The organism is Streptomyces sp. NPDC003284 (assembly GCF_053589675.1).
This window is the reverse complement of the sequence record NZ_JBSFSI010000021.1, coordinates 1-26314: the sequence shown is the minus strand read 5'-3', so window position 1 is coordinate 26314 and position 26314 is coordinate 1. Positions and strand designations below refer to the sequence as shown.

The following is a 26314-nucleotide window of genomic DNA, read 5'->3' as shown; positions in this document are numbered from 1 at the left end:
GCTGAGAAGGACGGGTTCGTACGGCCTGGGGCCGCCGGGTCAGGGCGGTACGGCTTCGGGGGCAGGGCCGTACGGCTTCAGGGTCAGGGCCGGGCCGCCGGGTCAGGGCCGGGCGCGCAGGACGTCGATGCTGCCGTAGCGGGTGCGGGCGTGGATCTCGACGGTCTCCTCGGTCTCCGCCGGGGCGTCGGACGCGGCGAGCCGGTTGCGCACCTGCCCGGAGTCCGAGTGGGCGTCGAGCCAGGCGGCCGTGCCCTCGCGGACACCGACCTCGATGGCACCGTAGGAGGTCTCCAACCGCACACTGCCCCGCACCACTTCGCCCACCCGCAGATTCCCGTGCGCGGTGGTGGCGGTGAGCGGCCCCTCGGCGCGCCGGATCTCGATGTCGCCGTTGGCGCCGCTCACCCGCAGCTCGCCGGTCGCGGCCTCGACGGTCGTGGTGCCGTGCGAGTTCTTCAGGACAGCGGGACCCTCGACGAGGCCGACGCGCACGCTGCCGGAGCTGCTGGTGATCTCGGCCGTGCCCTCGATCCGGTCCACGGTGGCCGAGCCGTGCGAGGTGGTCAGCTGGAGCGGCCCGGTCGTGTCGAGGCGGACGTCGCCGACCGACGTCTTGACCCGCACCTCGCCGAACCGGCCCTCCCCGAGCACCTGGATCCAGGAGCCGGTCACGTCGAGGTCCGAACCGGCGGGCAGTTCCACCGTCACTCCGACCGTGCCGGTGGGTCCGATGAAGGCGCGCTGCTTGGTCCTGATGGTCAGCGTGCCGTTGGCGTACGTCACCTCGGTCTGCTCGGCGGCCCGTACGTCCTTGTCCCGCTTCGGGTCGCCGGGGCGCACCGAGACGGCCGTGTCGGTGCGCTCCCCCGCGGTGAACTGGACGGAACCGGCGCCCACATGGGCGGTCACGGCGATCGGTCCGGGGGTCTCGAACGTAGGCATGGCTGTACCGTCCTCTTGGATCTTCGGGGCGTCCTCGCAGGTGGGACGCGGTGTGGGTGAAGTGAGCTGCGGGGCGGTGACGTCAGGCGGGCGCGGGTCCCCGTACGGGTCCCCGTGCGGTCAGCGCACCCAGCCCGTGAAGCTCTGTCCTACGGTGCGGGTCTTTCCCGCCGTACGCGGCCGGGCACCGCCGTCGACCGCGGCCGAGACGGCGCGCACCAGCCAGGCGTTGACCGACAGGCCCTCACGGTTCGCGGCCTCCTCGGCGCGCGCCTTGAGGTGGGCCGGGAGCCGGAGGTTGACGCGGGCGGTGCCGCCCTCGTCGCCCTCGCCGGGCGCGGGGGACGCGGGGGACGCGAGAGCCGCGGGGGCCGCAGACGGTTCGGCGGCCGGGGCCTCGTGTGCCGCCGCGGGGCCGCCGCCGGTGGGCGGCGGCGTCACCACGAAGTCGGGGTCGAGCCCGCGCAGCCGTACGTCGACCGAGCCGGGGGCGAGTTCACGGGTGATCTCGTCCATCGCGGCGGAGAGCACGTGGAGCAGGGTCAGCCGGGTCGCCGACTCCAGCGGAGCGGTGAGCCGCTCGGCCAGCTCACGGGCGTCCTCGCCGCCGGCTTCGGCGGCCACCGCGAGTTCACGGCGGAGGGTCTCGACATACGGGGTGAGGTCCATGACGCCATCATGGCACCACAATGGTGCCATGCACAAGGGGCGATGACGCCATGACGGCAGCCGGGCGGGCCACCGCCTCGCGAATGTGGCGCTGACCTGGGGGGATGTGCGGGAAAGTCGTGTGCCACGGCGACATCACATGCGTGGGCATCCCTTCCCGGCGGGGCGGAGTGGCACCATGGGACGCCGCAGGGCACCCCCGCGCCCCGGGCAGCGGCGAACCCAGGTCACGACGGAACGTCATGACCTGGGTTCTGGACCGACTCGTCCGGACCGCTCAGGGGGCGGGCACCAGGGACAGGTGGCGGCGCCCGGACGGACGGGGACGCGGGACCGGCGCTCCGGCCGCCACCGCCGACACCGGTACGGAGGCGGCTGCGGAGGCCACGACGCGCAGCCCCGCACGTGCCCCGGCAGGTACGGCCGCCGGTGCCCCGGCCGGTGCGGGGACCGGCGCGGGAACCGCCGCCGCCCCGCGCCCGTGCCGTACGCCCTCGCGCACGCCCTCGCGCACGGCCTCGCGCAGCGCCTCGGCGAACCGGTCCACGTCCTGTACGGAGTTGTCGCCGTGCACCGAGGCACGGACGGCCGTGGTGACCCCGCGGCCGGGCAGGAACAGCGGTGTCTCCTGCGCCACGGTTTTGCGGACCACGACCCCGCGCTCGGCCAGCCGCCGCCGGATGAGCGCGGCGGGCAGCTCGGCGTGCCGGAAGGCGAGCACGCCGGAGTGGGTCCGCCCGGGGGCGATCAGTTCGGCGCCGGGGATCTCCTCGACGGCCGCGCGCAGCGCCGGGGCCAGCTCCCGGTACGCGTCCGCCGGTGCGGGCAGGGCGAGGGCCGTGTTCAGCGCGGCGACGGCCGCGCCGTGCGGGGCGGCCGCCGGTGCCACGCCGTACGGGGCCAGGGCCTGGCGCAGCCTCGGTGCCGCGTAGGCGAACCCGATGGACTCCGGTCCGCGCAGGAACCGCCAGCCGTCCCCGGTGAGCAGGTCGCAGCCGATGCGGGCCGCGTCCACGGGGAGCTGGCCGACGGAGTAGGAGACGTCGACCGCGTACAGGGCGCGGTGCGGGGCGAGGACGCGGCCCGCCTCCTCCACCGGGTTGACGATGCCGCAGCCCGCCGGGACGTGGGTCAGGGAGACGAGGGCGACGTCGTCGTCGATGTGCGCGGCCATCCACTCCAGGTCCAGGTCGCCGTCCGGGCGCAGCGGCACGACGTCCAGGGCGCAGCGGGTGCGGTCGCGCAGCGCGAACAGGGTGGTGAGGTGGGCGACACCCTCGTAGGGCGTGGTCCAGACGCGGTCGCGGGGGCCGAGGGGCAGCCGGGACACGACGGTGTCGAACGCGTCGGCGGCCCCCTTGAACAGGACCGTGTCGCCGGACGGCGCGCCCAGCAGGTGCGCGAGCCGGGCGTCCAGTTCGGGACGCACCTCGTCGTGGACGTGTTCGTCCAGCTCGTACGGCCCGTGGCGGTCCTCGTGACGGGTCCGTTCCCTGAGGACGGCACGCGCGGCGGCCGGCATGCGGCCCAGGTCCGCGGTGTCGAGATGGACCCAGCGCTCACCGTGGGAGATCGCGTTCATTCCGGGGCCTCCCCCCGTTCGTCGGCAATCTGTTGCCACTTTCATGGCAACAGATTGCCAAGCCGTACGGCGACTTGGCAACGTACGCTCAGGCGGCGCTCTAGTGACGGGGCTCCGGCAAGGGCTTCCGGGCGCCGTAGGCCCCCGGATCGCCCGCCCTGGCTTCGTTCTCGAACCGGCCCGGCTCATTTCCCGAGGAATTGCCCAGCGTTGTCAAAGCCGCGCGGCAGCTGCCGGTTCCCGGCGTTTCCGCAGCTCGAAGCGGATTCAGTGAGGCAACTGCGGCACCCTGTCCAGCGTTCTGGAGGGTTTCTGGTGGCCTCCTCGACTCGATCTCGAACGATTCCCCACCGTTTCCCGAGATTCCCTTGCCAATCTTCTTGGCAAGAGGTTGCCAAGCAACGAACACGGACTTGTCACAGGGGAGTCAGTCACATGAACCGCATCGCCCGGATCGCCGCCGTCGCCGCCGCCACCGTCGCCCTCTCCGCCGCCGGGGTCGGTGTCGCCTCCGCCGACGACATCGGCTGGCCGGTCGCGCCCCACACGGTCTCCGCCGCGGCCACGGACGACATCGGCTGGCCCGTCGCCCCCACCACCGGCCCGGCCGACAAGCCCGCCGGGGACATCGGCTGGCCGGTCGCCCCCGCCTCCGCCACCACCGTCAACAAGCCCGCCGGGGACATCGGCTGGCCCACCGCCACCCAGGCCGTCGCCAAGCACAGCGACGACATCGGCTGGCCGGTCGCGCCGGGCACCGCCTCCCCCGCCGCCGCCGACAAGCCCGCGGGCGACATCGGCTGGCCGCTTGTCGCCTCCGCCTGACCACCGCCCTTCCGGGCAACCGGAGCCCGCTCCACCGTGACGCCCCCGCCGGCCTTCGCGCCGTGGCGGGGGCTTCGGCGTGTGCCGGGTCGGGGCTGACGGCTTCCGGGGTCCGGGGTCCGTCCGGGTTCCGGCGGACGGCTTACGGCGGGCGGCTTACGGCTGGCGGCTGGCGGCTGGCGAGGGCGGGGCGCGCCTTGCCACCGCCCGTTCGCCTCCCTGCTTGGCAACCCCTACCCACCCCTGGCACACAATCGCGCCCCGCCCACCTGCGACTCCACCCGCACTCCACCATTCCAAGACACCGTCTCAGGAATGCCTTGCCAAGCTTCAGGCAACGTTTTGCCAAGCCCGGAAGGCGCTGTCCTAAGGAGCGAGTCGATGTCCATCTCCGGTCTCATCGAGCAGCAGGTCCAGGCACGGCCCGACGCGATCGCGGTCGCCTACCCCGGGCTCGGCGGCGACGGCGCGTCCCTCACCTACGCGGAGCTGAGCCGCGCGGCCAACCGCCTCGCCGCGCATCTGCGGGCCCGCGGCGTGGGCCGGGGCGACCGGGTGGTGACCTCGCTCAGGCCGGGACCGGAGCTGGTGACCGCGTTCCTCGGGATCGTGCGGGCCGGCGCCGCCTACGTCCCGGTCGACCCGGCCGACCCCGCCGAGCGGCGCCGGCTGATCGTGCGCGACAGCGCGGCCCGCACCGTGCTCACCGAGGGCACCGGCGCCACCGAGTACCGCGGCCAGGACCTCACCGTCGTCGCCCTGGACGCCGAGGCCGCCGAGATCGCCGCCCGCCCCCACACCCCGCGCGCCGAGGACATCACCCCCGAGGACACCGCCTACGTCTGCTACACCTCCGGCACCACGGGCACACCCAAGGGCGTCGTCGTCCCGCACCGGGCCGTGCTGGACCTGGTGGGCTCCACCGAACACCTGCGGCTGACCCCCGCCGACACGGTGGCGCAGGCCGCGAACCCGGCCTTCGACGCGGTCACCTTCGAGGTGTGGGCGACGCTCGCGGCGGGCGCCCGCCTGGTCGGGCTGAGCCGGAACACCGTCACCGACCCCGACTGCTTCGCCGAGGCCGTCCGCACCCACGGCATCTCCGTGGCCTTCCTGACGACCGCCCTGTTCCAGCTGATCGCCCGCGAACGGCCCGCCGCGTTCGCCCCGTTGCGCGCCCTGCTCTTCGGCGGCGAGATCTGCGACCCGCGCCGGGTGCGGGAGGTGTTCGCCGCCGGGGCGCCCGAGCGGCTGCTGCACATGTACGGGCCGACCGAGGCCACCACGTTCGCCACCTGGCACGAGGTCACCGAGCCCGCCGAGGGCGACCGCACCGTCCCCATCGGCCGCCCCCTCGGCGCCACCACCGCGGTCGTCGTGGGCCGCGACGGCACCCCGGCCGCGGCCGGGCAGACGGGTGAACTCCTGCTCGGCGGGCCCGGTCTGGCCACCGGATACCTGAACCGGCCGCAGCTGACCGCGCAGCGGTTCGTGACCGACCGGTTCACCGGTGGCGGCGGAGTGCTCTACCGCACCGGCGACCTGGTGACGGTCCGCGAGGACGGCGCCCTGGAGTTCGCCGGACGGCTCGACGACCAGGTCAAGCTGCGCGGCCACCGGGTCGAGCTGGGCGAGATCGAGTCGGTGCTCACCGCCCACCCGGGCGTGGCGGCCGCCGCGGTGTCCGTGCACGAGACACCCGACGGCGACAAGCACCTCGTGGCCCACGTGGTCCCGGCGGCGCCGGGCGCGGGGACGGCGGGCCCCGGTCCGGACGCGCAGCTCGCCCGGATCACCCAGTGGCAGGAGATCCACGAGACCCTGCACGACCACGCGGAGGCGGAACAGACCGAACTGGGCAGCGACTTCACCGGCTGGCACAGCAGCTACGACGCCCGGCCGATCCCCGCCGAACAGGTGCGGGAGTGGCAGCGGGCCACCCTGGAGCGGATCCGCGAGCTGCCCCGGCGCCGGGTGCTGGAGATCGGCGTGGGCACCGGCCTGCTGCTCAGCAGGCTCGCCCGTGAGCCGGAGTGCGAGGAGTACTGGGCGACCGACCTGTCCGCCCCCGCCGTCGCCGCGCTCACCGCCCGGCTGGCGGACGACCCGGTGCTCGGCGGCAAGGTCCGGCTGCGCCGGCAGAGCGCCGAGGACACCACGGGGCTGCCCGCCGGTCACTTCGACGTGATCGTCCTCAACTCCGTCGTCCAGTACTTCCCGGACCTGTCCTACCTGCGCACCGTCATCGAGGCGACGCTGCCCCTGCTGGCCCCGGGCGGCTCCCTGGTCCTGGGCGACCTGCGCAGCCTGGACCTGTCCCGCTGCCTGGAGACCGGCGTCGAACTCGCCCGGCCCGACGCCTTCGAGGCCGACCGCGACGCCCAGCGCCGCCGCATCGACCAGCGCGTCGCCACCGAGACCGAACTGCTGCTCTCCCCCGCCCTGTTCGACGCCCTCGCCCGCGAACTGCCCGCGGTGCGCGCCGTGGACGTACGCGTCAAGCGGGGCGTCCACCACAACGAGCTGACCCGCTACCGCTACGACGCGGTGCTGTCCACCGCCGAGCCGGTCGCCGACCTCGCCGCGGCCCCCACCGCCGTCTGGGACCGCGACATCACCTCCGCCGCCGGTGCCGCCGCCCACCTCGCCGAGCACCGGCCCGCCGTGCTGCGCCTGGCCCAGGTGCCCAACCGCCGGGTGCACGACGAGTACGCCGCGATGGAGGCGCTGGACAACCCGCTCGAAGGGCTCGACCTGCCGCCGCAGGACGCGCCCGCCCCCGACCCCGAGGCGCTGTGCGCGGCCGGCGAGCGGCTGGGCTACCGCGCCCTGCCGACCTGGTCCGGGCAGGGCGCCCGGTTCCTCGACATCGTCTACGTCGACCCGGACCGGGTCCCGGCCGGTGCCCTGACCGGCGTGCGCACCGGGCCCGCCGCCGCCGTGGCGGACTGCGCCAACACACCGGTCACGTTCGACCGGAGCGTGGACCTGGAGGTCGTCCTGCGCACCCATCTCCAGGAGCGGCTGCCCGGCTTCATGATCCCTTCGGTGCTGGCCACCCTGGACGCGCTGCCGCTGAACGCGCACGGCAAGGTCGACCGGGGCGCGCTGCCCGCCCCGCAGCTCACCGCGCACCGCCCCGGCACCCAGCCGGGCTCGCCGGTCCAGGAGATCGTGCGCGATCTGTTCGCGGAGGCGGTGGGCCTGCCGCGCGGCGCGGTGGACGCCGACTCCGACTTCTTCCGCATCGGCGGCCACTCGCTGGCCGCCGCCCGGCTCCTGTCCCGGGTCCGCGAGACCCTGGGCACCGACCCCGGCAGCCGCGCCCTGTACGAGGCGCCGACCCCGGCCCGGTTCGCGGCGCTCGTCGGCGACACCCCGGCCACGGCCACCGGCCCGGCCGGCGCGGGCAGTGACAGCGCGGTGCTGCCGCTGCGGCTGCGCGGCGCCCTGGACCGGCGGGCCCTGGACGAGGCGCTGGAGGACCTGGGCCGCCGCCACGAGGTGCTGCGCAACTCCCGGCTCGGCTCGGCCGGTACACGGCTGCGCGGCATCGCCGCCGACGACCACCTGCTGGACCTGGCGCTGCCCGCCGACTCCGTGGACCTCTGGTCCCATCTGCCGCTGGCCGCCGAACTCGCCCAGGCGTACGGGGCACGCGCCACCGGCGGCACCCCGCGCCGCTCCCCCGCCGCGCTGGACGCGCCCTCCCGCGCGTTCCTCGGCGATGTGGCGCCGACCCCGCTGCCGGGCTCCGCGCCGCGCGCCGCGCACAGCTCGTACGCCACGCTCGACGCGGAGCTGGGGGCCGAACTGCACGACGGGCTCACCCGGTTCGCGGCCGAGCACGGCACCACCCTGTTCATGGTGGTGCACGCCGCGCTGACCGCGGTGCTGTCCCGGCTGGGCGTGTCCGGCGAGGTCACCGTGGCCGCGCCGGTCCCGGCCCGGGGCAGCGCCGGACTGCGCGGCGCGGTGGGCGCCCACGGACGGGTCCTGGCGCTGTCGGCCGACCCCTCGGGCGACCCCGCGTTCGAGGAACTGCTGCGCCGGGTCAGGGCGGCCGACCTGGCCGCCTACCGGGACGGCGGGGCCGCGCTCGCCCGGCCGGGCGGCGTCGCGCTGACCGTGTTGCAGGCGGACACCGGACGGCGGTTCACGGCGGCCGGGCTGACCGTGGAGGTGGAACAGGCCGAACTGCCGCTGCCCGAGGCCGATGTGGCGTTCGTGCTGACCGAGCGGCAGAGTCCGGCGGGCGCGCCCGCGGGCATCGCCGTCGCCACCTCGCACCGGCTGGAGACGGTCGGTGAGGCGGCGGCGGCCTCGCTCACCGGGCAGTTGACCGCCGTGCTCCAGGCGGCACTCGACGCGCCGGACACCGCGCTGAGCCGGCTGCGGCTGCTGCCCGGACCGGCCGGGCGGGGCGGGGTGTGGGCGGTGCCGAGCGCACCGGTCCCGGTACGGGGCGTGGCCGAGCTGTTCGCGGCGCAGGTGGCGCGGGCCCCCGAGGCACCCGCGCTCGCCGGGATGGACTACGCCGAACTCGACGCCCGTTCGGACCTGTTGGCGCACGCGCTCATCGAGCATCACGCGGGTCCCGGCACATCGGTGCTGACCGCGCTGTCGTCACCGTCCGGGTTCGCGGTCGCCGCGCTCGCCGTGGCCAAGACGGGCGCCGCGCTGCTGCCGGTGCTCCCGTCGGGTGAACTGCCGGACGCCGTACGGCCGGTGGTGCTGCTGCTGGACGAGACGGCGGACCTGCTGCTGCCCGCCGTGCCCGGGGCGGCCCGGCTGGTCCGGGACGACGCGGCCGACCGGCTGCCGTCGGCGGGCCACTGGCCGGTGAGCGACGCCGACCGGACCCGTCCGGCGCGGTCCGGTGACCCGGCGCTGCTGATGCCCGCCGAGGACGGCACGGTGGTGATCGGTCCGGAGGCGGTCGCCGCGGCCACGCTCGCCGGACCGGCCGACGCCGCCTGGCTGGTGCGCGGCTATCCGGACGGGGACGCGGCGCTCGGTCTGCTGGGCGCGCTGGTGCGCGGCGCGAGGGTGCGGATCCCGGACGCCTCCCTCACCCACGCGGTGCCGCACGAGGTGCTGAGCTGGCTGCGGCGGTGCGACGCCCGGGTGGTGCTCGGCGGCGCCGACGACCTGCTGTGCGCGCTGGTCGCGCTGGCCCGCGCGGAGGGCACCGGGCTGACCGTGAGCGGCGGCTGGGCCGAGGGCCGGCTCGTCGTCGAGCAGGGCCCCGGCCGCCCCGCCCGCCCCGCGCCCGGCCACCGGGCGTATGTCCTGGACGCCCGGCTGCGTCCGGTGGCCGCCGGGGAGACGGGGGCGCTGTACATCGCCGGTGCGGGCGTGGCGCGCGGCTACGCCGGGGCGCCGGGGGCCACCGGGGAGCGGTTCCTGCCGGACCCGTTCGCCGCCGGGGAGGGGGCCGCCCACGGCGCCGCGGAGGCCGGTGCGGACGCCGGTGCGGACGGCCGTACGCCGCTGATGTGGCGTACCGGACGGGCCGCCCGGCTGGACGCGGACGGCGGACTGCGGGTCCTGGACCACCCGGCGGCGGACGACCCGTTCGCCGACGAGTTCGCCACGTTCGTGGTCCTGGCGGACCGCTTCGGGCACCACGCGCTGTGGCCGTCCGCGGCGGCCGTGCCCGCGGGCTGGCACGAGAGCCACGCCGAGGACCTGTACGAACTGTGCCTCGACCACATCAACGACCGGCTGGGCCACTCGCTCTGAGGCTCGGGCGGCGGCAGCAGCGCGCCGAGGGGGATGCGCCGCACCACGGCGCATCCCCCTCGGTCCGTCTCCCCGCTCCCGCCTCCCGGCCTTCCCGTCTCCCGGCTTCCCGGCTTCCCGCCTGCTGGGCTCGGTCAGGCGATGTCCCGTTCCCGGGCCGCCGGGGCGGCGGGGTCGCCTGCGGGCCCCCGGCTCTGGGCGAGCGCCTCGGCGAGGATGCGCCAGATCTCGGCGGCGAGGTCGATGTTGGCGTCCGCCTGGGCCTGTTCCGCCAGGGCGCGCAGCCCGGCCACCCCGCTCTCGTCGCCGGACAGGATCCGGAGCTGGTGGCGGAGGATGTCGAGGCGGACGCGGTCGCGGTAGGTCATCCGGGGCTGTTCGCGGGCGAGTTCGCCGAGCAGGGTGCGGGCGTCGTCGTAGTTCCCGGTGAGGAAGGCGAGGTCGGCCTTGAGCGCGGTGAGTTCCTGGCGCAGGCCCGGGGTGCCGACGAAGGCGAGGGCCGGTTCGGCGGCGGCGACGCACCGCTCGGCGGCCCGCGGGTCGGCGGGGACCTTCTGGAGGTGCAGCCGTCCGGCGGCGAGCCGCAGCCGGAGCCACAGCACCAGGTCCTCGCCGCTGCTGAACTTCTCCAGGGCCTGTTCCAGGCAGTGCTGGGCGGCCGGGTAGTCGCCCTGGCGCATCCGGACGGCGGCCGCGGTCCACATCGCCTCGGCCCAGAGGGTGTCGGTGCGGCCCTCCACGAGGACCGTCAGTTCGTCGGTGTGGGCCCTGGCGTCCGGCAGCCGTCCGGCCTCGGCCTCCACGGACACCAGTGCCAGCAGTACCGTGGCCCGGTCCTCCACGCCGAGCGCTCCGTCCCGGGCGAGGTGGTGGGCGGTGACGGCGGCGTCCAGCGCGGCGGAGATCTCGCCGAGCGAGCGCAGGCAGCGCGCGAGCCGGGTCAGGCCGCGGACCCGCAGCTCGGTCAGCGCGACCTCGTCGCCGAGCTGGACCAGCTCCTCCAGATAGCCGCGCTCGCCCTCGTGGTCGCCCTGGAGGCGCCGGTGCCGGGCCAGTTGCCACAGGGCCTGCCAGCGCAGTACGGGCGCTTCGTGCTGTTCGGCGGCCAGCGCCTCGCGCAGGGTCTCGACGGCGTCCTCGGAGCCGGTGGAGGCGACGAGGGTGAGCGCGTGGGCGAGGGAGCCGCCCGCGGGTTCCTCGAAGTCGTCGGGTTTCCTGCCCAGCCGCTCGGCGAGGTAGGCGACGGCCCGCTCGGTGGGCTGCCGGGCGCCCGACTCCAGCCGGGACAGATACCCGGTGGACATGCCGTCCCCGGCCAGCGCGGTCTGGGAGAGGCCCTGGGCCGTACGCAGCTTCCGCAGGCGGCGGCCGAACGCGGGCTGTCGGAGCATGTGACCATTCCCTCGGAAGGACGCGCGGACGGAGGCGACCGCGAACGGATGGGGACCACCGGGGCCGCATCGAGCGTAGGGCGGCGGGCAAGGCGCGGGCAAACCTTTGCCAGCCGCCGTGCCGGTGCCTCGTGCGGCTCTCGCGGCGCCCTCACGCGTTCCTCGCCTGCTTCTCCAGCGGTTCTCGACCGGTTCAGGCGAGGATCTCCAGTGCCCGCCGGAACACGCCCGTCCGTCGTCCGACCTCGCCCGGGAGTCGTCCATGAAGCACTCGGTTGCTGCCTGCCGGGCCGCACCCGTGAGCACCGGCATGCCCAAGCGCACGGCCCGGGGCGCGCTGTCCCGTTCCGACGACGACGACATCGGCTGGCCCAAGTGATCTCGCCCAAGAGATCCTGTCCAGAAGCCCTGTTCCAGGAGATGAGGCGCGCGCCGATCAGGATGCTCCGGTGACGACGAGGGAGACGTTCTGCCCGCCGAAGCCGAAGGAGTTGCTGAGCACGGCGTCCTGGGGGACGTCCCGTCGTTCGGTGACGACGTCGAGGCCGATGCCGGGCCCCACGCCCGCCGCGGTGAGGTTGCGGGTGGGCGGGACGACGCCGTGCGCCACGCTGAGCACGGCGACGACCGCTTCGATCGCCCCGGCGGCGCCGAAGAGATGGCCGAGGGCCGCCTTCGGGGCGGTCACGGTGGCGGCGCGGCCGAAGACCTCCCCGATCGCGTGCGCCTCGGCGATGTCGCCGACGGGGGTTCCGGTCGCGTGGGCGTTGATGTGACCGACCCGTCCGGGCTCCAACTCCGCCTGGGCGAGGGCCTTTCGCATGGCCGCGATCTGTCCTGAGCCCTCGGGGTCGGGCGCCGTGATGTGGTGGGCGTCGGCGGCGATCCCGGCGCCCGCGAGCACGGCATGGACGCGCGCGCCGCGGGCGGCGGCGTGCCCGGCGCTCTCCAGCACCATGACGGCCGCCCCCTCGCTGAGGACGAAGCCGCTGCGGTCGGCGGCGAACGGCCGTGAGGCGCAGGCGGGTTCGCCGTCGTACCGCGACAGGGCCTGCGCCTGGGCGAACCCCGCGACGGTGATCGGGGTGAGCGCGGCCTCGGTGCCGCCCGCGATGACGACGTCCGCCTCGCCCGCGCGGATGAGTCTGGCCCCCAGAGCGATCGCCTCGGCACCCGAGGAGCACGCCGAGACGGGGGTGTGGGCGCCCGCCCGTGCGCCGTACTCGATGCTGATCAGCGCGGCGGCCGCGTTGGGCATGAGCATCGGGACCGTACGTGGCGAGACGCGCCGGACCCCGGCCGTCTCCCGTACGTCGTCCTCCTTCAGCAGGGTCCGTACGCCGCCGATGCCCGTGCCGACGGCGGTGGCGAGCCGGTCCGGGTCAGGCTCGGGGGTACCGGCGTCGGTCCAGGCCTCGGCCGCCGCGACCAGGGCCGCCTGCTGCGAACGGTCGAGCCGCCGGGCCCGTACCGGCGGCAGCAGCCCGGCGGGGTCGACCGCCAGGGTGCCCGCGACGACGCCGGGCGGGCCGATGTCCTCGTGGCCGCTCAGGACACCGCCGCGGACACCGGACTCGCCGGCCAGCAGGGCGTGCCAGGTGGACGCCACGTCACCGCCGAGCGGTGTGGTCGCGCCGAGTCCGGTCACGACGACCTCGGTCCGTTGCATGCGCTCCGACCTTTCTTGTATGCGATACAAGTGCGAGCCATTTTGTATCACATACAATGAGGGCGTGGAGAAGAAGCGAACCGAGGCACGGGCGACACCGACTCCGGCACTGGACCGCGGCCGCGCCACCAGGCGCCGGCTGATCGAGGTCACCGCGCGGCTCTGCCGGGAGCGGCCCGGCGCCGAGGTGAGCGTCGCGGAGATCGCGAAGGCGGCCGGGGTCTTCCCCAACCAGGTCACGTACTACTTCGGCTCCAAGGACTCGCTGCTCGTGCACGCCGCCTTCCTCGGCCTGCTGCACGACACCCGGCGCATGGAGCGCATCGGCCGCCAGGCCCCCGACGCGGCGGCGTTCCGGCGCAACATCGCGCGCGCCGTCCTCGCCCTGCCCTCGCTCCCGTCCATCGCGCGCGCCCTGGCGGCCGGGATCTCCAAGCCCGAACTCGCCCCCGTGGTCGACCAGCACCTCCAGCTGCTGTTCCGGCAGTCCGAACGCTTCGTGAGCCGCCTCGTCGAGGCCCGCGGCTGGCAGGCCCGGCGGCCGCTCGGTGTGGAGGCCAGGACGTTCTGGAGCACCGCGCTCGGCGCCGTCCTCCTCGTCCGCGCCGGAGCCCACGGCACCGGCGCCGACCTCGACCTCGCCGGGGCCCTGACCATCCACGACGGAACCGAGCCCGCCTGAGAGGGCGGACGCGGCCCGCTACCGGCGCTCGCCCTCGCACGCGTCGAGACGCACACCCGGCACATAGTGCGTACTGCGCGGATTGGTGCCCGCGGCCAACAGCAGCTGGCGGTCGGCCGGTTCGAGCACCTCGGCCAGTTCGTGGACCGGATAGCCGAAGAGGTCCAGATCACCGAACGCGACCGGGACGGCGGCGGCCTGCTCCGGGACCCGCTCCGTCCGCTCGACGACCAGATGCCCCAAGTCCTGCCCGTCACAAGCCGCGCACGCGTACGCCGTCACCATGACGTCCCGGTGGACGAAGAAGAAGGTCCAGCGCACCCCGCACATCCACCCGCCGACACGGATGTCCGCCAGCGTCGACGCCGCCCACTGCGCCGCACGCTCGCTCATGCCGAACCGCAGCACACCGGCGCTCCCCGGCAGGACCAGCCCGGTACCGGGCAGCAATCGGAAGACCACGGGGACAGTGTGCCGCGACCGGGACGCCTCGGTCAGAGCGGCCGGATCCGGGTGTGCAGGAGGCAGAACTCGTTGCCCTCGGGGTCGGCCAGGACGTGCCAGTTCTCGGTGCCGCTCTGGCCGACGTCGGCGGGGCGGGCGCCGAGGGCGAGGAGGCGTTCCAGTTCGGCGGCCTGGTCGCGGTCGGTGGCGCTGACGTCGATGTGCAGCGGGAGCTTCCCGGGGCGCGGATCGCTGCCGGGACTGAGGATCAGGGTGGGCTGGGGGCCGCCGAACCCGGTGCCGGGCGGGCCGATCTCGATGCCCCCGTCCGCCTCGCGGCCGAGTTCGACGTAGCCGAGCACCTCGCTCCAGAACGCGGCGAGCCGCTCCGGATCGGCGCAGTCGAGGACCAGTTCACTGATGCGGCATGCCATGCGCGGCAGTGTAGGCACCCACGGCGCCGGACGCCCGCGTATTCCGGCGCATTCCGGAGGGGGTGGCGGCGGGCCGCTCAGCGCCGCGGGGCGGACGCGGCCACGGCAGGGCCGGGGCGCCCGGAGTGCCACAGGCCGTCCCAGTCGATGCGCGGTCCGCAGAGCTGGAGCCCGGCCACGGCGGTCAGCAGTCCGGGGACGTCCCCGACGACGGCGCAGCCCTCCGCGCCCGCGGCGAGGGTGCCCTCAGCGGCGGGACCGCAGGCCAGGACGCGCCGGGAGCCGGTCGTGCGCAGCACTCGTACGGCGCGTGCCTCGTCGCGCCCCCGGGTGCGGCGGCCGGTCAGCGCCCGCCGCGCGGCGGTCCTGAGGTCCAGCCGTCCGGTGACGTGCGCGGCCGTGAGCGCGCCGACGCCGTCCCCGGCCACCGCGGCGATCCGCAGGCCCCAGTCCTGCCACGTCCGGTACAGCGCGACCTGGTAGGCGAAGAGCGCGGCCCGGCCGAAGTCCATGCGGTGCAGCAGGCGGCTGTCCACGCCGCGTTCCGGCGCGAACACCGCGACGGCCAGCGGCAGCGACAGGCGCGGGTCCAGGGCGCGGCACACCGTGTCGAACTCCCCGCGGAAGGCGGGGAACGTCCCGTAGAGCGCGCGGGCCATGCCCGGCCGCACCCGCCGGGCCCTGGGGAACAGCACCGCCGTGCCGCCCTCGACGGATCCCGGCACCGGCGGGCGTTGCCTGCCCGCCGGCCGCAGGGCGGTCCCGGTCGGTACTGCCGTCATGGATCAGCCTCCTCCGGTGCTGCGGCTGGGTTCCGACGGTCTCGCGGTGCGCCGGAGACCGGGACGAGACACTCTCGAACGGCGCTGGTGCGAGGCCGCCGCCGGGTCGCGGGCGCGTTCCGCGGTGCTCCGGCCGGCGGCCCGCTCTTCCGGTCCCCGCGCGAAGTCCCCGCAATGCGCGGCGGAATTCCCCCGACGCCGGTTCACCGGTTCACCGGCCGTCGCTTCGGCGATATCCGGCCAGTTTCCCGGGGATTTCGGAAATGCATTCGGCCGGTTCTCTCCGTCCGGGGGCGGACGCCGGGGGCGCACGGGCCAAACGCGCAGCCCACCCCTACGGCGGGGGCGCTCGCGCACTCCCCTGTAGGGGGGCGCCAGTGTTGCCACCCGCCGGGCGCGCACAGGACGATGGATTGCATGCTCTCGCCGCCGCAGCGTGCTCGGTGCCAATTGTTTTCCGGTTCCTGTCCCAGACGCGAAAGCGTTGGCCCGAAGAGCCGTGGCCAGGTCGCCGGCTGGAGGTGCTCGTGCGTGTTCGACCCGTGCCCGGCCTGAACGTCAGCGTGGACGCGGACGGGCGTCTTGACGTGGCGGCCCCGGCCCGCAGATTCCGCTGCGGGCCCGCGGGCACCGCGATGTGGCTGGCGCTGTGCCAGCACGACGGGGACGTGGCCGCGGCCGCCCGCATGCTCGCCTCCCTGTGGGAGACCGAACCCGACAACGCCCGCGCCGACCTCGACATCTGGGTCGAGGAGATGCGCGACGCGGGCCTGGTCCGCAGCGAACCGCGCCTGCCCTGACACCGGCCGACCATCACCCCGGCGGAGCCGTCCGCGCACCCCGACCGGTCGGCCGTACGGCCGTACGGCCGACCGGCTGTTCAGCCGCGGCTCGACCACCCCTGTAGCCGGTCCGCCCATGCTGGCCCAGGTTAGGGGTGGACCAATCGGGGACGGGGCGACTATGACGTTGGTCGGCAGGACGGCGGCGATCGGAACACTGGACCAGGCCCTCGCGGACTGCGCGGCGGGCCGGCCCCGTACGGTTCTGGTGGAGGGGCCCACGGGCTGCGGCAAGAGCGCCCTTCTGCACACACTCCTCGAACTGGCCGCGACGGGCGACGCGTTGACGCTGTGCGCGGCCGGCTCCCCCGCCGAGCGCGGCACCCCGTACGGCGTGCTGCGCCAACTGGCGGGCAGCGCCCGGGGGCTGGCCCTGGACGGCACGGACCGGGTGTGCGGTACGCCGCCGCGGGCCGAGACGATGCAGGCGCTCTGCGCGGAACTGCGGGAACTGAGCGAGCGGACCCCGCTCGTGCTGTGCGTCGACGACGTGCAGTACGCCGACGACGAGTCGCTCGCCTTCCTCCAGTACCTCGCCCGCAGCGTCCGCGCGGGGCGGCTGCTGCTGGTGGTCACCGACTCGCTGCACCACGAGGCGGGCGACCCCGCCTTCACGACCGAGCTGATGCGCCAGCCCGCCTTCCGGCGGATCCGGCTCGACCGGCTCTCCCGCGCCGACACCCGCACCCTGGCCGAGGGCCGCGGCCGGGGCGGCGGCGCGCGGGCGCTGCACGAGATCTCCGGCGGCAACCCGCTGCTGCTGCGGGCCCTCCTGGACGAGGCGGGCGGCGCCGGGGGCGACGAGGTCGCACCGGTGCCCGGCGGCTCGTTCGCCCAGGCCGTACGCGCCTGTCTGCACCGCACCGGCCCCACGGCCGCCGCGGTCGCCCAGGCCGTGGCGCTGCTGCGGACCGCCGACAGCGCCGAGGAGGCCGCCGAGCTGCTGGAACTCTCCCCGGCCGCCGTCCGCCAGGGGCTGAGCGCCCTGGCCGCGGCGGGCCTGGTCGACGGGGTCCGGCTGCGCCATCCGGCGGTCCGCGACGCCGTACTGAGCGGACTGGCCACCGCCGACCTGATCGCCCTGCACCGCCGGGCCGCGCTGCTGCTGCGCCGGTGGGGACGTCCGGCCACCGAGGCGGCCGGGCACCTCCAGGCGGCCGCCGCCCACCGGCACACGCGGTGGACGGCCTCGGCCGCGGAGACCGAGCTGCTGTGCGAGGCGGCCGAGGCCCGGCTCGCCGCCGACGACGGCCGCCCGGCGCTGCGGCTGCTGGAGCTGGCGCACCAGGTGTGCGAGGACGACCGGCAGCGCCATGTCATCGAGGCCCGGCTGGCGCAGATCACCTGGCGCTTCGACCCGGCGGCGGCCGAACGCCGGCTCGCCGGGCCGCTGGCCGCGCTGCGCTCGGGCCTGCTCGACGGCGAACCCGCCCAGCCGCTCTCCCAGTTGCTGCTGATGCAGAGCCGCCTCACGGAGGCCGCCGAACTGCTGGGCGACCGCGACGAGGAGGACGACGAGCAGGGCGTCTCGCCGCTCGACCTGGTGATCGACACGGGCGCCACGACGGCCGAACGCCTGCTGCGTTCGGCCACGTTGACCGAGGCGACGCTCACCGCCGTCGTCCAGGCGGTCCGTTCGCTGCTGCTGTGCGACCAGCCGGAGCGGGCCGTGCCGTGGAGCCGGACCCTGCTGGAGGACGCGGAGCGCCGGGGCGCGCCCGGCTGGGCCGCGGTGTTCGCGACCCTGCACGCGCAGGCGCTGCTGCGGATCGGCGATCTGGCCGGGGCGTCCTCGTTCGCCGGGCGCGCCCTGGAGGCGCTGCCGGAGGGCGGCGGCGGTACGTTCCGGTACGCGGCCCTCGCCGTGCTGGTCGGCGCGCACAGCGCGATGGGGCACTACACGGAGGCGTCCCGGCAGTGCGACCGGCCGCTGCCGCACGGGCTGCTCGACAGCCTGCACGGCCTGGCCTTCCTGCGCGCCCGGGGCCTGCACCACCTCACCGGGAACCAGCCGCAGGCGGCCCTGACGGACTTCATGGCGATCGGCCGGATCATGCAGAGCCGGGGCATCGACCGGCCGGCCTTCCTGCCGTGGCGCAGCGACGCGGCGCAGGCCCTGCAACGGCTGGGCAAGCCGCAGCAGGCGGAGCGCCTGGTGCTCCAGCAGCTCGCCCTGCCCGACGCCCGCCGGCCCTGGGTGCGCGGACTGTCGCTGCACCGGCGGGCGCTGAGCGTCGGCTCGTCGCGGCAGCGCATCTCGCTGCTGGAGCAGGCGGTGGACGAACTGCACCGCTCGGGCGACCGGCTGGCCACCGCGCAGGCGATGGCGGACCTCGGGCAGACCATGCAGGCGGACGGCAACGCGCCGATGAAGGGCACGGCGACCACCCGGGCGGCCTGGAGCCTGGCCCGGCAGTGCGGTGCGACGGCGCTGTGCAAGGAGATCCTGCCCGACGCCCCGCTGAGCGATCCGGCGCCCGAGCGGATCGTCGAGCCGGGCCCGGAGCGGCCGGAGACCCGGCTGAGCAGTTCCGAGCAGCGGGTGGCCACCCTGGCGGCCCAGGGGCTCACCAACCGGGAGATCTCGACCAAGCTGTACCTGACGGTCAGCACGGTCGAGCAGCATCTGACGAAGGTCTACCGCAAGCTGCGGATCAACGGCCGCGCGGACCTTCCCATCGACCTGGCCCTCGGAGCCGTACAGGCCGGGAAATAGGGGCCGGTCAGGGGTGGGGGACGGGTTCCCCCACCCCCTCGGCCCGGCCTTAGCTGACCGACACAGAAGAACGACCGACACAGTGGAAAAGGGTGGGGTCACCATGGCGTGGGACCAGAAGTTCGAAGAGCTGCTCCGCGAGTACCTGCCGTTCCTGGACGGCGAGGAGCCGCTCGCTCCCGACACGGACCTGCGGGACTGCGGGCTCGACTCGCTCGGCGCGGTGGAGCTGCTGGGTTCGCTGGAGAGCGCCTACGACGTCCGTTTCGTGGACGAGGCGCTGTCGCTGGACACGTTCGCCACGCCGGAGGTGCTGTGGGAGACCGTCAAGCGGCTCCAGACGGCGGGTCTCTGAGCCCGCGGGGCGCAGCGCGCCACCGGACGGCCACCACCGCGCGCCGGTCCCCTCGGGGGCCGGTGCGCTCGGTGTGTGGGCCCGGGGCCGCCGTGCGCGGTCGCGGTCAGGCCGCGAACAGGTCGAACGTGGAGGTGTTGCGCGGTCCGGCCAGCACATCGAGCTGCGGGTCGACCGAGAGCACGGCCTGGTGCATGCGCTGGAGCTGCGGCGAGGGCTCGACACCGAGTTCGTCGATGAGCCGCATCCGCAGCCTGCGGTAGACCTCCAGCGCGGAGGCCTGCCGCCCGGAGCGGTACAGCGCCACCATGGCCTGCGAGTGCAGTCCCTCGTGGTGCGGGTGACGTGCCGTCAGGTCCGCCAGTTCCGCGATGAGTTCGGCGTGGCGGCCGAGGCGCAGATCGGCGTCGATGCGCCGCTCCACGGTGACCAGCCGGCTCTCCTGCAACCGCATGACCTCGATCTCCAGGACCGGGCCGACCCGCACGTCCACCAGCGGGGCGCCGCTCCACAGCCCGAGGGCGGCCCGGAACCGGGCGGCGGACACATCGTTGTCACCTGCCTCGAAGGCGGTCTGCCCCTCCCGTACCAGCTTCTCGTACTGGTGGACGTCGACGCAGTCCTCGTCTATCTGGAGCAGATAGCCCCCGTGCCGGGTGGCCAGGACGTCCTTGGCGCCCGCCGGGGAGGCCGGCCCCATCGCCGTACCGAGTTTTCTGCGCAGTTGCAGGATGTACGTCTGTAGTGTCGTGAGCGCGCTCGCCGGGGGTTCCGTGCTCCACAGCTCCTCCATCAGCGTGGGGACGGGCATGACCCGTCCCGGATAGAGCGCCAGGAGCGACAGGAGCTGCCGCGGCTTGCCGGCCGACGGAACGATCGACCCCCCGTTGACCTCGGCACTCAACGGACCCAGAATTTGAATCTTCACGGTGTCCTCCGTACCTCGTCGAGTTCCCTGTTCAGTTCCTGCCGTTGGCCAGAAATCTTCGCCACTAAGCACGCTAGCCGCGTCCGTGCCCGCCGAGCGTTTTTCTGTAGTGGTCCTCTAGCGGACTTCCAAGTGCGGTGTTGCGCACGGCGTTCGAAGCGCTCAAGAACACTTGCACGGACACTGGAGGTGAACTGTGGATTCCGGCGCGACGATCCATGGATTCGAGTCCGGGGCGAGTGCCGGTGGATAACCTGGCGGCGCGGGTGTTTCCTGCCGGTGGCTTTTCCCCGGCGGTGATTTCCCTTCCGCGCCCACCCAGGACGGAGTCTCGATGACATCGCTCGGTTCACTCCCACGCGACGGGCGGTCCGGCACCGGTGACGGGCCGCGCCTGTACGTGTTCCCGCACGCGGGCGGCTCCGGGCTGGCCTTCCAGGGCTGGGCGGACCACGCCCCGGCCGGCTGGCGGGTGCTGCCCGTGGACGCCCCCGGGCACGGCTCGCTGCTGGGCCTGCCCCTGGTCAGCGACGGCGCGGCCCTGGTCACGCACTTCCTGGACCGCCTGGGTCCCGAACTGGAGGACGACGAGGCGCCGTTCGCCTTCTTCGGGCACAGCATGGGCGCCCTGGTCGCCTACGAACTCACCCGCAGGCTGCTCGCCGAGGGCCGCAGGGCCCCGGTGTGGCTGGGCGTCTCCGCCTGCGGGGTGCCCTCGGCCGACGGGCCGCGCGTGCCGGTGCCCCTGCGGGACCTGACCGACGAGGAACTGCGGCGCCGGATGGCCCTGCTGGGCGGCACGCCCGCGCAGGTCCTCGACCATCCCGGCCTGTGGCAGGTCTTCGCCCCGGTCATCCGCGCCGATCTGCACCTGGTGGCGAACTGGCGCTCCGCCCCCGCGGCCGGGCCGCTGCCCGTGCCGGTGTCCGTCTTCGGCGGCACCCACGACGGTGCGGCGAGCCCGGAGGAGCTGGCCCGGTGGGCGGGGCTGTGCGCGCGCTTCCTCGGCGTCCATCTCTTTCCGGGCGGCCATTTCTACTTCCAGGACGATCCGCGGCCCCTGTTCGAGGTGCTGGCCGGCGAGGTCCGTACGGCACTGCTCGCCCGGCGCGACCGGGTGGCCGGCCGCTGAATACGGATGTCCCCCAGGCGTCCGCCGACCACGAAAAGGCGTCCGGCGGACGCCATGCTCCAAAATGCACGCGGAAAACGCGCTATCCGTGAATTCCGCCCACCGGTTCGGGCAGCTCGATGTTCCGCGGGGCCGCCCTGCCCCAGGGAAATCCATGATGGAGCTGGAGTTCCGGCGGCTGCCGTCCGTCGTCGGGCACGGCCACGGCGGCGAGGACGTCGGGCACCGGTTCCAGCTCCACGAACCGCCACCGTCCGAAACGGTCCTGAGCCGGTGGCCGGAAACCGGTCACCCCGTGGTCGTCGGCGAGGGTGAAGGCGAACTCGTCGAAGGGCAGTCCGAGGCCGAGGCCGAGCGCCTTGGAGTACGCCTCCTTCAGGGTCCACAGGCGCAGCACCCGCCGGTCCCGCTCCCGTCCCGGGGCGGCCCGCGCCACCCATTCCTGCTCCTCGGGCGCGAAGGTGCTCGTGATGGTCTCGATGGCCTGGGCGTCGCGGTCGAGCCGTTCTACGTCGACACCGATGCGGTGCCGCCGGACGATGCCCAGCAGGTTGTAGCCACCGGCGTGCGACAGGTTGAAGTCGAGGTGCGCGCCGCCGCGCGGCAGTCCGCCCGGCATCGGCTGGAGGAAGGGACGCCCGCGCCGGGAGCGCCAGATGACGAGTTCGGCCTCGGCGACCCCGGCCTCCAGGGCGAGCGCCCGCCGCACCAGGGTGTGGGCGACGAGGTACTGGCGGCGGTCGCGTTCGAAGAGGAACCGCCCGGCGGTCTCCCGTTCCGTCTCGTCGAGCCAGTGGGCGGCCAGGACGGCGGCGAGGGCGGGGGCCAGGTCGTCGTTGGGGCACAGCCACAGCTTGACCGGCGCGGGCGGGGCGGACCCGTCGGCGGGCGCGGACAGCGGCTGCGCGGCGGGCGCGTCCTGCGGGGCATGCGCCTCGGAGGCTCGCGGCTCGGAGGCTCGCGGCTCGGACGCGCGGGCCTCGGGGGCGCGGGGTTCGGACGTGGTGAGTGTCATCGTTCCTGCTCGTCCGTCCTCGGGCGGGCGGCCGGCAGCGGCCGGCGCAGCAGCGGGGTCAGGGGCAGCGGCAGCACCGGTCCCGTGCCCGCCGCGCGGGCCGCCGTGACGTCGACGCCCGCGAGCCAGAGCCGGGCCAGCGCGTCCAGCCGGTGTCCGCGCCACAGGGCCGCGAGGTAGTCGTCGGTCTCGGGGAGGTCCCCGAGCAGCGGGGACCCGCCGGACCCGGAGCGCAGGTCGGCGTGGCGGACACCGCCGCTCCCGGCCGCACCGGAGCCGGAGCCGGGTGCGGCGGCGGAGCCGGGTACGGCGGCGGGGGCGGACTCCGCGGCGAACGCGCCGAGCGCGGCGGCGAGTTCGGCGGTGCTGCGGACGGTCACGGCCAGACGGCAGGGCAGTACGGCCCGGCCCAGGCGGAGTTCGCGGGCGAGCGCGGTCAGGTCCCTCGGCACGTCCGGGCTCGCGTCGGCCCGGCCCACCCGCTCGGCGAGCCGCCGCGCGGCGGCCGCGAGGTGTCCGGGGGTGGGCGCGGACAGCAGGACCAGTTCCTCGCCCTGCCCGGCGGGACCGCCCGGTGGCGGGGCGGTCCGTCCCGGCTCGGGCCGGGTGCGCGGGGCCTCCTCCACGATCACCTGCGCGGCGGTGCCCGCCGGATCGCGCACGGTGACGGCGGCGCGGCGCGGGAGTTCACGGCCGTGCGCGTCGCAGGGGCGGGGCCAGACGGCGGCGGCCGGGCCGCCCGGTACGGGCAGCAGCGTGCCGTGGCGCAGTTGCAGTACGGCCCGGGTGAGGGCCACGAAGCCGGTGGCGGCGCCCGTGTCCCCGGTGGTGGCCGCCGCGGTGGTGCCGGTCTCGCGCAGGGTGGGCCGCGCGGTGTCCGCGCCCGCCGCCGCGGTGCCCCGGTCCAGCCGTTCGGTGACCCTTGCCTCGGGGGCGCGCCCGGCGTGGACGACGGCACCGGAGCGGACGACCGCGTGCACGGTGTCGCCCGCCGCGCGGGCGGCGGCCAGCGGCCGGAGCAGGAGGGCACCGGCGCCCTCGCCGCCGCCCGCGACCTGGCGCGCCGGGTGCAGCCGCAGATCGACCGCGCCGACCAGCGCCGCCGCGCACTCGCCCGCGCGCAGCGCGCCGAGCGCGTGGTGCAGGGCGACGAGGAAGGACGAACTGCCGCTGTCCACGCAGTGGCTGGGCCCGCGCAGGTCCAGGAACGCGGACAGCCTCCCGGCCAGCCCGCCGCGGCAGCCCGCCGGGAACGCGCCGCCCTGCTCCGCGGCGAGCAGGGCGTGGTCGGCGGGGCCATGGGCGAGGTAGACGCCGACGTCGCGGGGCTCGCCGTCCTCGGTGGTGAGGGCGTCGAGCCGGGCGCCGGTGTAGCCGCCGCCCTCCAGGGTCTGCCAGACCGTTTCGAGCAGGACGCGTTCCTGCGGGTCGAGCAGGGCGGCCCGGTCGGGGGCGAGCCCGAAGAAGGCGGCGTCGAACTCGGCGACGCCGTCGAGGAAGTACCCGGGTTCGGTACCGGCGGGGCGGCCGGGCGGCGGCGCCGAGGCGGTGTCGCGCTCGTCGAGTGCCGTACGCCAGAAGGCTTCCAGGTCATCGGCCTGCGGGAAGCGTCCGTGCAGGGCCGTGACGGCGTACGGGCCGGTGCTCTCCGGCTCGCCGCCGCCCGCCGGCGCGGTGGCCGGGACACGCGCCGGCGGGGGTTCGGGGGCGGCGGACGGCACGCCGCGCACGGCGCGCCCGGTCGCGGTCGCGGCCGGAACAACGGGCGCAGCGGGAACGGCCGGAACAACAGACACAGGGGGAACGGCCGGTGCGCCGGTGAGCAGGGCCACCGCCTGTTCGCGGCCGAGGGCGCCGCTCTTGAAGCCGGTGAGGATCTCCTTGTCGTCCATGCGGGTCCTCACTCAGACGGGCCGGGACGACAGCAGCGTGACCGCCTCGTCGACGCTGAGCATGTCGTCTCGGACGGCGTCCAGCAGGGCGTTCACCTCGTCCGGGGTGAGGGCGGCCCGTGGACCGGGCGGCGCGGTCGCCGCTCGGGCCGCGGCGCCGGGCGCCGGGGCGCGGACCGCGGCGATGTGCTCGGCCATCGCCGTCAGGTCGGGGTGGTCGTAGAGCGTGACGGGCCGCTCGCGCAGTCCGTACGCGGAGTTGACCGCGGCGACGAACTGGGCGCCCAGGATGGAGTCGAGGCCGAGCAGCGGGAACGCCTCCCGGGCGTCGATCTCGTGCGGGTCGCAGTGCAGGATCCGCGCCAGGTGCGCGCGCAGTTCCGCCAGGACGGCCGCCGCCGCGGGCCCGTCCTGCTCCCCGGTGTCCGCGCGGGCGCCGGGACCGGTGGCGTCGGCCTCGATCCGGTCGGCGAGCGCCGCCGGTGTCGGGTGGTCGTAGAGCACGGCCGCCGCGAGCCGGATGCCGAAGCGGGCGTTCACGGCGGCGACGAACTCGGCGGTCAGGATGGAGTCGAACCCCAGGACGTGGAAGGGCTGGCGCGGATCGATCCGGTCGGGTTCGATCTCCAGCAACTCGGCCAGCACATCCGTCAGTCCGGCGAGGGCGTCGGTTCCGGCGGCTGCGGGGACCGGCTGCGGCGGGGTCCGCGGCTCGCTGGTCATGGGGGTTCCTCCTGGGTAGGTGCCGTTCCCGGGTACGGAGGACCGGGCGGGCGCGTACGGTGTCAGCTCGCCTGGGCCAGGCGGCGGTCCCGCCGGAGCGGTCCGGGCTCGGCGGCGGGCCCCGGCTGGGTGTGCTGGGCGGGCTGGGCGGACGGCACGGGGGCGCAGTCGGCGGCGGCGACCAGGATCGAGTGCTGCAACCGGTGCAGGCGCGGCGACGGTTCGAGGCCGAGGTCACGCACCAGGGTGGTGCGCAGCCGCTGGTACACACCGAGCGCCTCGCCGCGCCGGCCCGAGCGGTGCAGGGCCAGCATGAACTGGGCGTGCAGGTTCTCGTGGGTGCGGTAGCGGCTGGTGAGCACGGTCAGCTCGGCCAGCAGCTCGCGGTGCCGGCCGAGCCTGAGGTCGGCCTCGATGCGCTGGTCCAGGGCGCACAGCCGGCTCTCCTCCAGGCGCTTGGCCTCCATGCTCAGCTGGGGTCCCTGCTGCACGTCCGCGAAGGCCGTGCCGGACCACAGGTCGAGCGCGGCGCCGAGCAGCCGGGAGGCACCGGCGAAGTCGCCCGCGTCCATGGCCCGGTAGCCGGTGCCGGCCATCCGCTCGAAGGCGCGGATGTCGCTGCTGACGTCGTCGCCGGAGAGCAGATAGCCGCCGGGGAGGGTCATCAGCACGTCCTTGGCGGTGCGGCGCCGCTGCCCGTCGCCGCCGGCCGGTCCGGGGTCCCGGGCCAGTGCCGTGCCGATGAGTTCGCGCAGTTGCAGCACATAGGTCTGGAGGGTGGTGCGGGCGCTGCGCGGCGGCCGGTCCGACCACAGCTCGTCCACCAGTGCGGCGACCGGCACGACGCGGCCCGCGTGCAGCGCCAGCAACGCCAGGACCTGGCGTGGTTTCGGCGCTGTCGGAGCCACGGACATCCCGTTCTCCCTCACGTCCAGTGCGCCCAGTACGTCGATGTCCACGCCGTCTCCCTCATCCGCATGCGCTGCTGGCGACTTCGATTAGAAAACAGCACGACCGGTCTGTCAATAGCAAACCGGCGTGGCTGTTTTTAGCACATCCCCAGCAACCCTGGAGCGGAGTGGCAGACACCCGCACCGACCTGCAACTACGGCCTTCCATAGCCCGGTTGATCCCCACCCACCCGAGCGGCCGGGCGAGCACGCATCCTCGCCGCACACCGACTCGCCACTCCCTCACACCGGCCAAACAAACCAACCGACGCCCCGAAGAGGACAAGTAACAGACTGCACGGTTTTTTATCCGGTCACTGCGGCTGGTTGCCGTGCTTCCGCGAGGGCAGTTCGGCGTGCTTGGTGTGCAGCATCGCCAGCGACCGGATGAGGGTCTCCCGGGTGTCGGCCGGGTCGATGACGTCGTCGACGAGACCGCGCTCGGCGGCGTAGTACGGGTGCATCAGCTCGCTCTTGTACTCCTGGACCATCTTCTGCCGCATGGCCTCGGGGTCGGGCGCGTCGGCGATCTGGCGGCGGAAGATGACGTTGGCCGCGCCCTCGGCGCCCATCACCGCGATCTCGTTGGTCGG

Annotated in this window: 21 protein-coding genes; 7 read left to right on the top strand and 14 right to left on the bottom strand. The window is 75.0% G+C overall.

Annotated features, from left to right (window positions below):
- Window positions 1-102: 102 nt before the first annotated feature.
- The 3 genes from ACWDYF_RS31305 to ACWDYF_RS31295 form a co-directional block, all read right to left on the bottom strand.
- Window positions 103-945: a DUF4097 family beta strand repeat-containing protein gene (locus ACWDYF_RS31305; protein WP_389471271.1), complete on the bottom strand. Its 843-nt coding sequence runs from the start codon at window positions 943-945 to the stop codon at window positions 103-105.
- A gap of 120 nt (window positions 946-1065) precedes the next feature.
- Window positions 1066-1614 carry a hypothetical protein gene (locus ACWDYF_RS31300; RefSeq protein WP_389471274.1) on the bottom strand — a complete coding sequence of 183 codons (549 nt, stop codon included), beginning with the start codon at window positions 1612-1614 and terminating at the stop codon, window positions 1066-1068.
- A gap of 277 nt (window positions 1615-1891) precedes the next feature.
- Window positions 1892-3196: an aminotransferase class V-fold PLP-dependent enzyme gene (locus ACWDYF_RS31295; protein WP_389471277.1), complete on the bottom strand. Its 1305-nt coding sequence runs from the start codon at window positions 3194-3196 to the stop codon at window positions 1892-1894.
- A gap of 435 nt (window positions 3197-3631) precedes the next feature.
- Between ACWDYF_RS31295 and ACWDYF_RS31290 the strand changes: the two genes are divergently transcribed.
- Complete coding sequence (locus tag ACWDYF_RS31290) at window positions 3632-4021, top strand: hypothetical protein (RefSeq protein WP_381741721.1); 390 nt, start codon at window positions 3632-3634, stop codon at window positions 4019-4021.
- A gap of 381 nt (window positions 4022-4402) precedes the next feature.
- Window positions 4403-9766, top strand: a complete 5364-nt coding sequence (locus ACWDYF_RS31285) for an amino acid adenylation domain-containing protein (RefSeq protein WP_389471280.1) — start codon at window positions 4403-4405, stop codon at window positions 9764-9766.
- 134 nt (window positions 9767-9900) lie between these two features.
- Here the strand turns inward: ACWDYF_RS31285 and ACWDYF_RS31280 are convergent, their stop codons facing one another.
- Both ACWDYF_RS31280 and ACWDYF_RS31275 read right to left on the bottom strand, forming a co-directional pair.
- On the bottom strand, window positions 9901-11157 hold the full coding sequence (locus ACWDYF_RS31280) for a helix-turn-helix domain-containing protein (RefSeq protein ID WP_389471283.1): 1257 nt from the start codon (window positions 11155-11157) through the stop codon (window positions 9901-9903).
- 436 nt (window positions 11158-11593) lie between these two features.
- Window positions 11594-12826 carry a beta-ketoacyl-[acyl-carrier-protein] synthase family protein gene (locus tag ACWDYF_RS31275; RefSeq protein ID WP_389471288.1) on the bottom strand — a complete coding sequence of 411 codons (1233 nt, stop codon included), beginning with the start codon at window positions 12824-12826 and terminating at the stop codon, window positions 11594-11596.
- A 64-nt stretch (window positions 12827-12890) separates the two neighbouring features.
- Here ACWDYF_RS31275 and ACWDYF_RS31270 point away from each other — a divergent pair, with 64 nt between their 5' ends.
- Window positions 12891-13508: a TetR/AcrR family transcriptional regulator C-terminal domain-containing protein gene (locus tag ACWDYF_RS31270; protein WP_381741726.1), complete on the top strand. Its 618-nt coding sequence runs from the start codon at window positions 12891-12893 to the stop codon at window positions 13506-13508.
- Window positions 13509-13526: 18 nt separating this feature from the next.
- Here the strand turns inward: ACWDYF_RS31270 and ACWDYF_RS31265 are convergent, their stop codons facing one another.
- The 3 genes from ACWDYF_RS31265 to ACWDYF_RS31255 form a co-directional block, all read right to left on the bottom strand.
- A complete protein-coding gene (locus tag ACWDYF_RS31265) occupies window positions 13527-13970 on the bottom strand; it encodes a hypothetical protein (RefSeq protein ID WP_389471292.1) in 444 nt (147 codons plus the stop codon).
- A gap of 32 nt (window positions 13971-14002) precedes the next feature.
- Complete coding sequence (locus ACWDYF_RS31260) at window positions 14003-14386, bottom strand: VOC family protein (RefSeq protein ID WP_381741729.1); 384 nt, start codon at window positions 14384-14386, stop codon at window positions 14003-14005.
- A gap of 77 nt (window positions 14387-14463) precedes the next feature.
- A complete protein-coding gene (locus ACWDYF_RS31255) occupies window positions 14464-15168 on the bottom strand; it encodes an acyltransferase domain-containing protein (protein ID WP_381741730.1) in 705 nt (234 codons plus the stop codon).
- A gap of 527 nt (window positions 15169-15695) precedes the next feature.
- Between ACWDYF_RS31255 and ACWDYF_RS31250 the strand changes: the two genes are divergently transcribed.
- The 3 genes from ACWDYF_RS31250 to ACWDYF_RS31240 all read left to right on the top strand — a co-directional run bounded on the left by ACWDYF_RS31250 (window position 15696) and on the right by ACWDYF_RS31240 (window position 19081).
- The gene (locus tag ACWDYF_RS31250; protein WP_037873735.1) at window positions 15696-15968 is read left to right on the top strand and encodes a PqqD family protein; all 273 of its coding nucleotides are present in this window, start codon (window positions 15696-15698) and stop codon (window positions 15966-15968) included.
- Between the two features lie 163 nt (window positions 15969-16131).
- The gene (locus ACWDYF_RS31245) at window positions 16132-18726 is read left to right on the top strand and encodes a helix-turn-helix transcriptional regulator (RefSeq protein ID WP_389471298.1); all 2595 of its coding nucleotides are present in this window, start codon (window positions 16132-16134) and stop codon (window positions 18724-18726) included.
- A 103-nt stretch (window positions 18727-18829) separates the two neighbouring features.
- Complete coding sequence (locus ACWDYF_RS31240; RefSeq protein WP_018568312.1) at window positions 18830-19081, top strand: phosphopantetheine-binding protein; 252 nt, start codon at window positions 18830-18832, stop codon at window positions 19079-19081.
- 106 nt (window positions 19082-19187) lie between these two features.
- Here ACWDYF_RS31240 and ACWDYF_RS31235 read toward each other — a convergent pair whose 3' ends face one another.
- The gene (locus ACWDYF_RS31235; protein WP_026252606.1) at window positions 19188-20009 is read right to left on the bottom strand and encodes an AfsR/SARP family transcriptional regulator; all 822 of its coding nucleotides are present in this window, start codon (window positions 20007-20009) and stop codon (window positions 19188-19190) included.
- 334 nt (window positions 20010-20343) lie between these two features.
- On the opposite strand from ACWDYF_RS31235, the gene ACWDYF_RS31230 reads away from it, so the two are divergent.
- The gene (locus tag ACWDYF_RS31230; protein WP_389471303.1) at window positions 20344-21141 is read left to right on the top strand and encodes a thioesterase II family protein; all 798 of its coding nucleotides are present in this window, start codon (window positions 20344-20346) and stop codon (window positions 21139-21141) included.
- Window positions 21142-21223: 82 nt separating this feature from the next.
- Here the strand turns inward: ACWDYF_RS31230 and ACWDYF_RS31225 are convergent, their stop codons facing one another.
- The 5 genes from ACWDYF_RS31225 to ACWDYF_RS31205 all read right to left on the bottom strand — a co-directional run.
- Window positions 21224-22156 carry a 4'-phosphopantetheinyl transferase family protein gene (locus ACWDYF_RS31225; protein WP_389471306.1) on the bottom strand — a complete coding sequence of 311 codons (933 nt, stop codon included), beginning with the start codon at window positions 22154-22156 and terminating at the stop codon, window positions 21224-21226.
- Window positions 22153-24048 (bottom strand): beta-ketoacyl synthase N-terminal-like domain-containing protein, encoded by a 1896-nt coding sequence (locus ACWDYF_RS31220; protein WP_389471309.1) that lies wholly within the window; start codon window positions 24046-24048, stop codon window positions 22153-22155. The genes ACWDYF_RS31225 and ACWDYF_RS31220 overlap by 4 nt, the downstream gene beginning before the upstream one ends.
- A gap of 12 nt (window positions 24049-24060) precedes the next feature.
- Entirely contained in the window at window positions 24061-24771 is a 711-nt protein-coding gene (locus ACWDYF_RS31215; protein ID WP_389471312.1) for a phosphopantetheine-binding protein, read from the bottom strand.
- A gap of 62 nt (window positions 24772-24833) precedes the next feature.
- Window positions 24834-25730, bottom strand: a complete 897-nt coding sequence (locus ACWDYF_RS31210) for an AfsR/SARP family transcriptional regulator (protein WP_381741742.1) — start codon at window positions 25728-25730, stop codon at window positions 24834-24836.
- Window positions 25731-26035: 305 nt separating this feature from the next.
- A partial coding sequence (locus tag ACWDYF_RS31205) for a carboxyl transferase domain-containing protein (RefSeq protein WP_389471318.1) occupies window positions 26036-26314 on the bottom strand: 279 nt, incomplete at its 5' end.